This is a genomic window from Glycocaulis abyssi (genome assembly GCF_041429775.1).
GTDB lineage: Bacteria > Pseudomonadota > Alphaproteobacteria > Caulobacterales > Maricaulaceae > Glycocaulis > Glycocaulis abyssi.
Window position 1 is genome coordinate 2,749,648 of sequence record NZ_CP163421.1, and the last position, 12,184, is coordinate 2,761,831.

General features: G+C 64.3%; 13 protein-coding genes. 10 read left to right on the top strand and 3 right to left on the bottom strand.

Translation table 11 applies throughout. The features are described 5' to 3' along the window. Positions 1-4 precede the first annotated feature (4 nt). A complete protein-coding gene (locus AB6B38_RS13340; RefSeq protein ID WP_371393386.1) occupies positions 5-1,003 on the bottom strand; it encodes an AAA family ATPase in 999 nt (332 codons plus the stop codon). A gap of 103 nt (positions 1,004-1,106) precedes the next feature. Here AB6B38_RS13340 and AB6B38_RS13345 point away from each other — a divergent pair, with 103 nt between their 5' ends. Genes AB6B38_RS13345 through AB6B38_RS13365 form a run of 5 tightly spaced genes read left to right on the top strand, consistent with a single transcriptional unit; the run spans position 1,107 to position 5,383 of the window. Then, on the top strand, positions 1,107-1,652 hold the full coding sequence (locus AB6B38_RS13345) for a DUF1285 domain-containing protein (RefSeq protein WP_371393387.1): 546 nt from the start codon (positions 1,107-1,109) through the stop codon (positions 1,650-1,652). Continuing rightward, positions 1,652-2,284 (top strand): CoA pyrophosphatase, encoded by a 633-nt coding sequence (locus AB6B38_RS13350; RefSeq protein ID WP_371393388.1) that lies wholly within the window; start codon positions 1,652-1,654, stop codon positions 2,282-2,284. Before AB6B38_RS13345 ends, AB6B38_RS13350 begins: the two co-directional genes overlap by 1 nt. Before the next feature lie 15 nt (positions 2,285-2,299). Further along, complete coding sequence (locus tag AB6B38_RS13355) at positions 2,300-2,668, top strand: hypothetical protein (protein ID WP_371393390.1); 369 nt, start codon at positions 2,300-2,302, stop codon at positions 2,666-2,668. After that, entirely contained in the window at positions 2,652-3,896 is a 1,245-nt protein-coding gene (locus tag AB6B38_RS13360; protein ID WP_371393392.1) for a CCA tRNA nucleotidyltransferase, read from the top strand. The genes AB6B38_RS13355 and AB6B38_RS13360 overlap by 17 nt, the downstream gene beginning before the upstream one ends. Beyond that, complete coding sequence (locus AB6B38_RS13365; protein ID WP_371393393.1) at positions 3,896-5,383, top strand: hypothetical protein; 1,488 nt, start codon at positions 3,896-3,898, stop codon at positions 5,381-5,383. Before AB6B38_RS13360 ends, AB6B38_RS13365 begins: the two co-directional genes overlap by 1 nt. 13 nt (positions 5,384-5,396) lie before the next feature. Here the strand turns inward: AB6B38_RS13365 and hemF are convergent, their stop codons facing one another. Continuing rightward, a complete protein-coding gene (hemF, locus tag AB6B38_RS13370; protein ID WP_371393395.1) occupies positions 5,397-6,305 on the bottom strand; it encodes an oxygen-dependent coproporphyrinogen oxidase in 909 nt (302 codons plus the stop codon). 181 nt (positions 6,306-6,486) lie between these two features. On the opposite strand from hemF, the gene AB6B38_RS13375 reads away from it, so the two are divergent. Beyond that, entirely contained in the window at positions 6,487-7,935 is a 1,449-nt protein-coding gene (locus AB6B38_RS13375; RefSeq protein ID WP_371393396.1) for a sulfotransferase, read from the top strand. Here the strand turns inward: AB6B38_RS13375 and AB6B38_RS13380 are convergent. Further along, positions 7,922-8,512 (bottom strand): TetR/AcrR family transcriptional regulator, encoded by a 591-nt coding sequence (locus AB6B38_RS13380; protein WP_371393397.1) that lies wholly within the window; start codon positions 8,510-8,512, stop codon positions 7,922-7,924. The two genes, AB6B38_RS13375 and AB6B38_RS13380, sit on opposite strands and share 14 nt — an antisense overlap. 105 nt (positions 8,513-8,617) lie before the next feature. On the opposite strand from AB6B38_RS13380, the gene AB6B38_RS13385 reads away from it, so the two are divergent. From AB6B38_RS13385 to AB6B38_RS13400, 4 genes are all read left to right on the top strand, one after another. After that, on the top strand, positions 8,618-9,127 hold the full coding sequence (locus AB6B38_RS13385; RefSeq protein WP_371393399.1) for a PaaI family thioesterase: 510 nt from the start codon (positions 8,618-8,620) through the stop codon (positions 9,125-9,127). A 234-nt stretch (positions 9,128-9,361) separates the two neighbouring features. Then, the gene (gene petA, locus AB6B38_RS13390) at positions 9,362-9,979 is read left to right on the top strand and encodes a ubiquinol-cytochrome c reductase iron-sulfur subunit (protein ID WP_371393401.1); all 618 of its coding nucleotides are present in this window, start codon (positions 9,362-9,364) and stop codon (positions 9,977-9,979) included. A 15-nt stretch (positions 9,980-9,994) separates the two neighbouring features. Beyond that, on the top strand, positions 9,995-11,281 hold the full coding sequence (locus AB6B38_RS13395; RefSeq protein WP_371393403.1) for a cytochrome bc complex cytochrome b subunit: 1,287 nt from the start codon (positions 9,995-9,997) through the stop codon (positions 11,279-11,281). 14 nt (positions 11,282-11,295) lie between these two features. Beyond that, complete coding sequence (locus AB6B38_RS13400; RefSeq protein ID WP_371393405.1) at positions 11,296-12,099, top strand: cytochrome c1; 804 nt, start codon at positions 11,296-11,298, stop codon at positions 12,097-12,099. The last annotated feature ends 85 nt before the right edge of the window (positions 12,100-12,184 follow it).

Consider the following 12,184-nt stretch of genomic DNA (forward strand, 5'->3'; position numbering starts at 1 on the left):
CCCGTCAGGCCGCCTCGGCGGCAAGGCGGGCGATAAGCCGGTCGACATTCAGCCCGTCAGCGCGCGCAGCAAATGTCAGCGCCATGCGGTGTTTGAGGACTGGTCCGGCCAGCGCCGCGACGTCTTCGGTCGAGGGCGCGAGGCGGCCCTGAACCAGCGCCCTTGCGCGCACGGCCAGCATCAGCGCCTGACCGGCGCGCGGCCCCGGCCCCCAGGCAACCGCGTCGGCTACTTCGGCGTCGGCAGACCCGTCCGGGCGGGCGCGGGCCAGAAGGTCCAGAATGGCGCTCAGCGTCTGCTCGCCCACCGGCATGGCGCGCACCAGCGCCTGCAGCTCTGTCAGCTCCTGCGCGTTGAGAACCGGCAGCGCGCTATCTTCGGCTGTGCCGGTAGTGGCGATCAGGATGGCGCGCTCGGCCTCGCGGTCGGGATAGGGCACGTCGATCTGCATGGCAAAGCGGTCAAGCTGGGCTTCGGGCAGCGGATAGGTGCCTTCCTGCTCGATCGGGTTTTGCGTGGCCAGCACGTGGAAGGGTTTGGGCAGATCGTGGCGCACGCCAGCGACGGTCACGAAGCCTTCCTGCATGGCCTGCAGCAGGGCGGCCTGCGTGCGCGGGCTTGCCCGGTTGATCTCGTCTGCCATCAGCAGGCGGGTAAAGACAGGCCCCGGTATGAAGCGGAAGGAGCGTTTGCCGCCGGCATCTTCTTCGAGAACTTCAGAGCCCAGAATGTCGGCCGGCATCAGGTCGGGCGTGAACTGCACGCGCTTGTCATCAAGGCCGGTAACAATGGCCAGCGTGTGCACGAGGCGCGTCTTGGCAAGGCCCGGCGCGCCGACCAGAAGCCCGTGTCCGCCCGACAGCAGCACACACAAGGCTTGCTCCACCACGTCTTCAAGGCCGAATATGGAGCGGGCGATGGAGGCGCGGACCTCGGTCAGGCGTGCGGTGGCGGCGTCAGCGCGGGCGGCCAGCTGGGTGACATCTTCCTTTGGCGTGGTCATCGGCCTATGTCCTTGGTTCGTATTGCTGTAGCCCCTGACGGTGCAGCATGCCCCGCTGAAGCTTGAGGTGTCCATGGGTTCACAGCGCTCGGATACGGATGGAATGCAGTCCCTGCTCAAGGCGGCACGTGACGCCGGCACGGGGCTGCCGCCGGTTGACCGCTGGCATCCCGAATATTGCGGCGAGATGGATATGGTCATCCGCCGCGATGGCAGCTGGTGGCATGAAGGCACGCGCATTGGCCGCGAGGCTCTGGTGCGCCTGTTTGCGCGTATCTTGCGCAAGGACGAGGATGGCGAGACCTATCTTGTCACGCCGGGGGAGAAAATCCGCATCACGGTGGAGGCCGGTCATTTTCTGGCCGTGCGTATGGATGTGCTGGGCGAGGGCAGGGAACAGAAGCTGGTCTTTACCACCGACCATGACGAGACAATCATTGCCGGGCCGGACCATCCCTTGCGCATTGCCTTTGGCGAAGACGGAGAGCCGGAACCCTATGTGCATGTGCGCGGGCGGCTGGAAGCCCTGCTGACGCGGCCTGTCTTCTACGAGATGGCCAATCTGGCTGTTGAGGGGCAGGCGCCCGATGGCCGCAAGGCCACAGGAGTCTGGAGTGACGGTGTGTTCGTGCCGCTGGACCGGGGCTGATGCTGGACGATCCATACCATGTGAACAGCCTTGTGGAGCGTCTCAGCCGGGCGCTTGACCCGGTTGAGGGTTCGCCGCCTGTGCCTGCGCGCGGGGATGGCGATCTGAACGGTGCGCCGTCGCCCACTGGCCGGGCCTTGCGTCCGGCGGCGGTGCTGGCCCCGCTGGTCATGCGCGAGACGGGGCTGAGTGTCGTGCTGACCCGGCGTGCCGATCATCTGTCGTCTCATGCCGGCCAGATCAGCTTTCCGGGCGGGCGGCTGAATATGGGGGAGGAAGCGGCTGATGCGGCCTTGCGCGAGACAGAAGAGGAAATCGGCCTGCCACGCTCCAACGTAAGGCTGATTGGCCGGTTTGACCCTTATGAGACCGTAACCGGGTTCCAGATCACGCCTTTTGTGGGTCTGGTTGATGCACGCGCACGGTTTCGCGCCGATCCGGGCGAGGTTGCAGAAATCTTCGAAACGCCGTTCGACTTTCTGATGAATCCTGCCAACCATGTGCTCGAAGAGCGCATGTTTGCCGGACAGCTGCGCCGATACTACGCCATGCCCCATGAAGGGCGCTATATCTGGGGGGCTACGGCCGGGCTGCTGAAGGCGCTGGCCGACCGGTTCAATACGTTCCGCTAAAGGGTTTTACTTCAGATGCGCTTTCTTCTGACCGTTGCCGTGCTCTTCCTTCTGCCCTTCGCCGGGTACTACACCTGGCGCGGCATCCGGGCGGCGATTGCCGTGCGCCGTTCGGAGGGTGATGAGACAGGCACGGCGGCTGATGGCCTGCCGCCCGCGCCCTTGCAGGTTCTGGCACTCGTCGGCGCGGGGCTTGCCATTACGGGCATACTGGCGCTGGCGCTGGGCGGTGCATTTGGCGGTTCCGGGCAGACCGGCCAGTTCCATCCGCCTACGCTGGAAGACGGGCGGGTGGTTCCCGGACGCATCGATCCGGCAGAGCAGCGCCGCGAAGCGCCGCCGGAGGAGGAACAGGAGCCAGCCGGGGATGGGGCGCATGGCTGACCGGCTAAGGCCGGAAGATCACCCTTGGCTGACCGATCCGGCCGGGCTGGCGGTCATGGATGCCCTGCTGGCGGCCGCTCCGGACGGCGCGCGCTATGTCGGCGGGTGTGTGCGCAACGCGCTGATCGGCGCGCCGGTGAGCGATACCGATATCGCGACAGTGTTGACGCCGGGCGAAACCATGGCCGCGCTGGAGGCTGCAGGTATCCGGGCTGTTCCGACGGGTTTCGAGCACGGGACGGTTACCGCGGTGTCCGGCGGGCGGGGCTTTGAGGTCACCAGCCTGCGCAAGGATGTCGCCACTGATGGCCGCCGCGCGGTCGTTGCTTTCTCGACCGACTGGAACGAGGATGCGAGCCGGCGCGATTTCCGTCTGAATGCCATCTATGCCGGCCGTGACGGCGCGCTTTTCGATCCTGCTGGCGGGATTGACGATGCGCTTGCGGGGCGTGTCCGCTTTATCGGTGAACCCGCGGCACGTATCGAAGAAGACTATCTGCGGATATTGCGCTTTTACCGCTTCCACGCCTGGTATGCGCGCACGCCTCTCGATGCGGAAGGTCATGCGGCGTGCACTGCCTTGCGGGCCGGATTGCGCCAGCTGTCTGCCGAACGGGTGTGGATGGAGCTGAAGAAATTGCTGGCTGCGCCCGACCCGCGCGCGGCTCTCGAAGCGATGCAGGAAGGCAACGTTCTTAACGAAGTGTTACCGGATTCTATCGACTTCAACCTTTTCTTAAGCATACACTCCCTTGAGACGCAGGAATCCCGTCCGGTCGATCCGTTACTGAGGGTGGCGGCGTTCCTGGCGGGGGGAGACGCTATGAGGGTAGACGCGCTCTGCGACACCATGAAGGTGTCAAACGCTGAACGGACGCGGCTCGTCGCTGCCGCCCGGCGCGTGGGCGTGCACCCTGGCATGGACCGTATGGCGCTGCGTGCTGCCCTCTATGAGCAGGGACGCCGGGCGGTGGAGGATCAGCTCATGCTGGCGGCTGCGCGCGGTGAGGGCCGCCGTGATGCGCTCTCACGCGATCTCGATGCCGTGAGCCGCTGGCAGCGCCCGGCCTTTCCGCTCAAAGCCGCCGATCTTCTTGCGGCAGGGTTTGAGCCCGGCCCTGCGCTTGGCCGGCTGATGAAACAGCTGGAAGCGCGCTGGGTCGAAGCCGATTTCGTGCTCAACCGGGCAGACCTGCTGGCCATAGCGCGCAAGGAGGGGGGTGTCTGATGGACGTATTCTCCCGGCGCTTCCAGTACCGCATCGGTTCGGGTCTCTATGACGATCAGCTCCAGCTGCACGATTATGATGCGGTGGAGCGCTTCCTGAATCAGCGCCGCGGCGAGATAAGCAGCGTTAAGGCTAATGAACACGTCACGCGCGAACTGGTGCTGCGTCATCAGGTCCGGGTAGCTGTCACCCAGAGCCTTGGCGGGCGGGGAGCCGGGACACTGCCCGACGGGCCGCGTCTCGTGCTGGCAGATCTGTATGAACAGGTCGCCAATCCGCTGGCTGGTGTAATCCGCCGGCCCAGTCTCGACTGGCTGATGCCGCCGACAACGCCTGATGCGTCCCAGTCCATCCAGCCGCCCGACGGGGAACCGATCGGTGCCGACCGGTTCGCCATGTGGTCGTGCGTACTGCTGATGGACTATGTCGAGACGCACTATGCGGCGCTGGCCGACAGTGTGAAGACTGAGTTTGCGCGCGATCTCAATTCGCGCCTCGCCAATGGCCGCTCGCCCTGGATGCTGGTCATGGGCCGCTGGCGCCGCGAGACCTGGCCTGCCGACCGGGACAATCCTTTCGATGCCGTGCTGCATTCGCTGTGGTCGGAAACGGACGAAGCCCTGCGCCGTCAGCTCAATGCGCGTCTGGGCGAAAACTATGTGGTTGGCGAGGAAAGCACGGCGCTGGCGCCCTTGCCGCCGGGGGCGGAGGCCCGCCGGGAGGAAATTCGCGAGAAGCTTAAAAAGGCGGCGGCCAAACTTGCCACTGCCGACCGTCTGCTGGTCACCGATCCTGCGCTGACAGAAGCTGGCTACCGCAAGGCTGTGGATGTTGCGCGGGCCGCTTTCGACATATGCGCCGAGGCGTTTCGCGGCTCCATTCTGGGTCCGTTCGTCAAGTACAGGTCTGGCCGGCGCCCTGTGGCGGGCCGGGCGCGGACTGCAGAAGGGACCGCACCATCCCACAGCGTCACCCATACCCGCGAGCTCTCGCCCGAGGCAGCGGCGTGGCGGCTGCGCAAGCTGAGCGAATATATGATCTCCGGCCATGACCTGCCGCGTGCCCTGCCGGGGGCGGCCGACCGCAAGGCCATGCTGGAGCGGGCGCCGCTGGCGGAGTTTCTGGCCCGGCTTGTCCTGATGGGACCGTCGGAGAGCGAGGCGGAGGAATATGCGCGCATCGTCGGTGCGCCGCGCGGCGCCAAGTACGAGCTGCTGGTAGAAGACGAGGTGGTCGCCCGCATGGTCGTCGACCTGATGGCGCGCCTTGGCGTTTACGCAGCGGGTGCCGACAAGCCGGACCTGCGCACCGAAAGCAGCGGCGGGCGGTTTGCCGGCTTTGTGGACTTCAGGGTGCGCGAGGCGCAGCGCGCGGAGATGATGCGCCGTATCAGCCAGTGGGCCGTGCGCATCCTCATCCTTGGCGGTGCGATGGCGTTGTCTTTCTATGCCGGCATCATGGCGGCCCAGCGCGGCCTTCTGGGCTGACGCCTGGCGTGGCCTACGGCCATTTGGCCTCCGGCGGCATGGATGACAGGATCGAGGTTACATTGCCTCCGGTCTCCAGCCCGAATTTCGTACCCCGGTCGTAAAGCAGGTTGAACTCCGCATAGCGCCCGCGCCGGATCAGCTGTTCTTCACGATCAGCTTCGGTCCACGGCGTATCCATGCGCCGGGCCACGATTTCGGGATAAATCTCCAGAAATGCCTCGCCGACATCGCGGGTGAAGGCGAAATCAGCATCGTGGTTCCCGCTGTCGAGATGGTCGTAGAAAATCCCGCCCACGCCGCGCGGCTCAGAACGGTGCTTCAGCCAGAAATACTCGTCGCACCATTTCTTGAACTTAGCGAAATAGGCCGGGTCGTGGGCGTCGCAGGCTTCCTTCGCGGCGGCGTGGAAGTCTTTCGCATCCTCAAAGGCTTCGCTGCGCTGATAGTCCTGTGTCGGGTTGAGGTCCATGCCGCCGCCAAACCAGCTCAATGTCGTGGTGATGAAGCGCGTATTCATGTGAACTGCCGGGACGTGCGGATTGCGCATATGGGCAATCAGCGAGATGCCGGTGGCGAAAAAGCGCGGGTCTTCGCTTGCGCCCCTTACATGCTTGGCGAAGTCCGGCGAAAAACTGCCATAGACGGTGGAGCAATGGACCCCGACTTTCTCAAACAACCGCCCGCGCATCATGCCCATGACGCCGCCGCCCAGATCCTCAGCCCCGTCGCCGCGTTTCCAGGGCGTCAGTTCGAAACGACCGGGCTCGCCGGGATAGAGATCGGCAGGCGCTTCATCCTCCAGGGCTTCGAACGCCGCGCAGATCCGGTCGCGCAATCCCTCAAACCAGATGCGGGCTTCCTCGCGCCGGATCTCCAGCGTGGCGGCGGCAATCGGGGAGGGGGCGGTCTGGGAGGACATGAATAACCCTTCTTGGATCATGGCTTTTCGGGCGACACAAAAGACACTTAACACCACAAGCGCAAGTGACGCAGTGCCGCAGGCTGGCCTCGGCGGTCAAGCTTGGCTAGTTTCACAAGGGCCGCAGCAGGGGGCTTGCGGCAGCCAATTGCCAGCCTGGCACCAGCCGAACGGAGCTGACATGCTTCAGCCGCGACAGGATGACCCGCTTGCGGGCCTGTATAATGCTGTCTCGCGCGAGGACCTGCTCGCCATGTCTGTCGAGGCGCGCGCGCTCGTCAATGCGGGTCCTGATCTGGGTTCGCGCTGGAGCGAGGTCGCCGGTATAATGAACGAGGCGGGCGATATCGCCAGCCTGCTCGGTGCTTGCCACAAGCTGGTCGAGCAGGTGCCCGATGATGTGCAGTCCCATATCTGGCTGGCGAGCGCCTATGCCTTTGGCGGTGACCACCGTTCAGCATTGCAGACCCTGCAGCCCTTGTTGGCGGCCAATCCGCGTGATGCCGGACTGAACCGGCGTGTCGGGCGCATATTGCTGGATCTGGGCCTGACAAGCGAAGCGCAGACCCTGTTCCGGACGGCGCTTGCCTCCAACGGCATGGACGCGCTGGCCTGGGAGGGGCTGGTGAAAGCCAAGACCTTCGTGCCGGGCGAAGACGATCTGGCCCAGCTTGAGCAGGCGCGTGTGTCCGTCGGCGAGGGTGTCAGCGCGCGTGACAGGGGCATCTTGTCCTATGCGCTGGCGAAAGCTTACGAGGATATTGGCGAGTACGATATCGCCTCGCGCCGCGTCGCAGAGGCGGCCGCCTTCTACCGTGCCTCGGCTCCATTTGACGTGGACCAGCATGAGGAGGGGGTAAGGCGGATACTGGATGTGTATGATTCCAGTTTCACGGGCGCCAATGAAGAGGCGGGGCTGATCGACAGCCGGCCCGTCTTCATCATCGCACCGCCATCATGCGGGGCGAGCTGGCTGGCCTCAGTGCTTTCCGCGCCATCCGATGTGGCGGCCCTGCCGCGGACCAACTCGCTGTTCTGGATGAGCGCTGCACCGCTGGGCGATCAGACGCGCGAACACCTTATGGCAGCCCTGTCAGCGCCGGGAGAGGGCAATGTGCTGACCGGGGTGGGCGCGGCATATTTGGAATACGCGCAGGAGCTTCTGGGCGATGTGCGCCGCTGGATTGATCCGACATCGCTGAGCGAACTGGCCGGCGGCGCCATCGGACTTTGCCTGCCTGCTGCGCGGTTCGTGCGCATAAGCCGCGACCCGCTCGATCAGGCATGGTCGATCCTGAAAACGCGCTATCAGCGCGCCCGGCACTGGACCTATCATGCAGATGATATTGCCCGCGTACTGGCCGCCCACAACCGGCTGGTGGCGCACTGGGAAACCCTGTTTCCGGGCCGCTTCCTGACGGTGCGCTATGAAGATCTGGCTGCCGATACCGAAAACGAGGTGCGCCGGATCGCGTTCTTTACCGGCGTCGATGCCGACATTGCCGCTGATGCCGCCGTGCAAATGCGCGGCGTGCTGGAAGCCGACCCTGCAGGTGTGCACCAGCGTGCCGGCGCACGGATCGATCCGGTTCGCGAGGCTTTGCTGCGGGCCGGGTTTACGCTGGGCTAGCACCCGCCTCGCTGGCGAAGATGCCGGCGAGTGTTTCAGCGGTCTGGGTCAGCGGCGCAATGCTGCGCTGCGCGCGCGCCAGGATCAGCGAGCCTTCGATGGCGCTGAGCGCCAGTTGCGCCAGCTCCTGAGAGCGGGCCGCGCCGATACCATCGGACTGCAGCCTTTGCGCCAGCGCATCCTGCCAGCTTGAAAAGACGGCCGAGAATGTGGTGGCGAGGTTTTGCGATACGGCCGCCTGTTCCAGCGTCAGGGTGGCGACTGGGCAGCCCAGCCGGAAGCCGGACTGCTCCAGCCATCCGGCAAGCCGGCCGGCAAAGCGGATGAGCATGTCCGCGCTGTCCGCACTATCGCCAGCATCCTTGTGAATCGTTGCCAGAAAACGCTCCCCCGCCATCAGGGCGGCCGCTACGGCGAGCCCTTCCTTGCCGTCGGGAAAGTGGTGGTAGAGCGATCCTTTGGGTGCGCCCGCCTGGGCGAGCACGTCATTCAGGCCGGTTGCCGCATAGCCGCGCTCCTGAAACAGGCGCGCGGCGGTAGCGATCAGGCGTTCGCGTGTGGATGGCGTCCCGCTCACTGTCTTGATGTCCCCCGGTGATTCGCGCTGCAGGCTGGCAGCACTCTTTACAGATGATTTCAGATCGTCAATATGTAGACCGGTCGGTCTAATTGGAGAACTGAAATGCAGGACGGTCAGGACAGGGCGGAATTGCAGGCGCTTCGCGCAGATGAGGCGCGCCCGGCACCGCTGGTGGACGCAGCGCTGTTTCGCGAAATCGTGAAAATGCAGCCCTTTACCAGCTGGACCGGGCTGGAAATCGTCCGGGTGGAATATGGCTATGTTGAAACCCGCATGACATTGCGCCATGACGACATGGTCCAGCATCATGGCTTCCTGCATGGCGGGTTGATCGCCTTTCTGGCTGACAATGTCAGCGCCTATGCCGCCGCCACGACAATTGGCGATGTGCTGACGGCCCAGTTCTCGGTGAACTATCTCTCGCCCGGCATAGGCGAGGCGTTTGTGGCGCGCGGGCACGTCGTGAAGGCGGGCAAACGCCAGGTGGTCACGCGCGCCGACATCTTCGCCGCAAACGCCGGGGAGGAGAAGCTGATCGCCGTTGCCAGCGCGGTCATTTTGCCGGCCGGGGCCGCGGCACTGGACCGCCCGCCTGCCAAATCGGCAGGCTGAGACGCTTTCACGCAGATAATCTGGTTGAAAAATTGCGGTTCTCATTCTAATCCCGCCGCACCAGAAAGCGTTGACGGGGCGGACGCTGCGGCGTTGAGACGCAAGGGCGGGGCCGGCCTGTCGCGCTAGATCAATGGGAACGACGTGTCTGCGCGGGCCTTGCGGCTGCGTGCAGACTTACGCCATACAGATGGCGTAGGCGACGTTGCCAGCCGCCGTGAGAGAGGTCTGCGCGTGACAGAAGCTGTTGAAAACACCGGCGCCCATGGCCAGGAGCCAAGCCGCCGCGATTTCATTTACATTGCAACGGGCGGCGCGCTTGCCGTTGGCGGCGCATTTACGATCTGGCCCTTCATCGACCAGATGAACCCTGCGGCCGACACGCTCGCGCTGGCCTCCACCGAGGTGAATATCGCCGAGCTGGAAGAGGGCCAGGAGATCACGGTCATCTACCGCGAGCGCCCGCACTTCGTGCGCCGGCGCACGGCGGCCGAAGTGGAAGCAGCGCGCGACGTCAACATCGCGGCCCTGCCCGACCGGGATGCCCGCAATTTCAATCTGGGTGACGGCGCGCCCGCGACCGACGAGAATCGCTCGGCCATGACGGCTGAAATCGCTGAAGGCGTCGAGATCGAGGATGCGCTGCGCGCCTCCCTGCTGGTCACCAGCGCGAACTGCACCCACCTTGGCTGCGTGCCGACCGAAGGTGCTGGCGATTACGGTGCGTGGTTCTGCCCGTGCCACGGCTCTCACTACGACACCTCGGGGCGTATCCGCCGCGGGCCGGCGCCGGAGAATCTCTCCGTGCCTGTCATGACCTTCACCTCAGCCTCAGTGCTGCGTCTCGGCTAGGGGAACAATTAAGCGATGAGCGGACCTTCGACCTACGAACCGAAAACCGGCTTTACCAAATGGCTGGACGCGCGCCTGCCGATCGTGCGGCTGGGCTGGGACTCCTTCGTGGATTTCCCCACACCGCGTAACCTCAATTACTGGTACACGTTTGGCGGCATTCTGACCGTCTGCCTGATGATCCAGATCATCACCGGCATCGTGCTGGCCATGCACTACGTGCCCCATATCGACCATGCCTTTGCCAGCGTTCAGCGCATCGACCGCGATGTGAATTATGGCTGGCTGATCCGCTCAATCCACGCTGTGGGCGCGTCCATGTTCTTCCTGGCCGTCTACATGCACATCTTCCGCGGCCTCTATTACGGATCGTACAAGGCACCGCGCGAATTGCTGTGGATTCTCGGCGTCGTCATCTACCTGCTGATGATGGCGGCTGCCTTCCTCGGCTATGTACTGCCCTGGGGCCAGATGTCCTATTGGGGCGCGATGGTGATCACCAACCTCTTGGGCGCCTTCCCGCTTGTTGGCGGCCCGATCACCGAATGGCTGTGGGGCGGGTTCTCGGTTGGCAATGCCACGCTGAACCGCTTCTTCTCGCTGCACTATCTCATTCCGTTCCTGATTGCGGGCGTTGTCGGCCTGCACATCTGGGCGCTGCACGTGCCGGGCAATAACAACCCGACCGGCATCGAGGTGAAGTCCAACCGCGACACGCTGCCCTTCCATCCCTACTACACGTCCAAGGACGGGTTCGCGATTGTCCTCTTTATGGTGATCTTCGCCTTCTTCGTCTTCTACTGGCCGGATGCGCTGGGCCACTCGGACAATTTCATCCCGGCTGACCCGCTGGTCACGCCTGCGCTGATCGTGCCGGAATGGTATCTCTTGCCCTTCTACGCCATCCTGCGGGCCGTGCCGGACAAGCTGGGCGGTGTGCTTTTGATGTTCGGTGCCATCGGCATTCTCTTCGTGCTGCCATGGCTCGACACCTCGAAAGTGCGCTCCATGCGCTATCGCCCGCTGGCGCGCTGGTTCTTCGGCTTCTTCATCGTGGCTTGCCTGGGGCTGGGCTGGGCCGGTGCGGAACTGCCCGATACGCCGGTGCCGGGCCTTGGCGCCATTGGCGTTGACTTCCTGCTGCTGGGCCGCGTGCTGACCATCTACTACTTCGCCTATTTCCTCGTCATCCTGCCCATATTGGGTTTCGTGGAGAAGCCATCAGAGCGGCCAGCCTCGATTGAGGAATCGGTCCTGGGCAGTAAATCCAAACCCGCGCCTGCCGCGGTTCCGGCTGAATAGGAGTGAATGGAACAATGCGTCTGATCCGCACCCTTTTCGTTGCCGCTACCGGCGCTCTGGCTGCTGTTGGCCTGGCTTCGGCTGCCGGTGAGTACCGCAAGCCGGAAGATCACCGCTTCTCGTTCGACGGGCCTTTCAGCACGTTTGACCGCGGCGCAGTCCAGCGGGGCTTCTACGTGTTCAACCAGGTCTGTGCGGCCTGCCACAGCCTGGAGCATCTGGCGATCCGCCATCTGGGGCAGCCCGGCGGCCCGTTCCATGATCCCGCCTATCCCAACCCGAACGATAACCCGGTCGTGCGCGCGATTGCCGCCGAGTACATCGTTGAGGACGGGCCGGACGAGTATGGCGACATGTTCGAGCGTCCCGGCCGCCCGGCCGACCGCTTCCCCTCGCCTTATGCCAATGAGGCGCAGGGCCGTGCTGCCAATAACGGCGCCTATCCGCCAGACCTGTCGATCATCACGCGTGCCCGGCACTATGGCGCGCCCTATATCCGCTCGCTGATGATGGGATACGGAGAAGAGCCGCCTGAAGGTGTCACCGTAGGTGCTGGCCTCTACTACAACCCGTACTTCCCCGGCGGGCTGATTGCCATGCCGCCGCAGTTCGAAGACGGCCTGCTCACCTATAACGATGGCACGGAAGCTACTGTCGAGCAGATGGCCAATGACGTGACCGAGTTCCTGGCGTGGGCCTCTGACCCGCATATGGAGCAGCGCAAGCGCCTCGGCCTGATGGTGCTGGCCTATCTCGTTATCCTGTGTGGCCTTCTGTTCTTCACCTACCGCCAGATCTGGTCGAAGGTGAAGCACTAATCGGCCTGAAGGCTTGCCTCTGAAGGCCTCTGCAATAAGCTGGAACGGGCCGTCCTGATACCGGGACGGCCCGTTTTTACGCCCG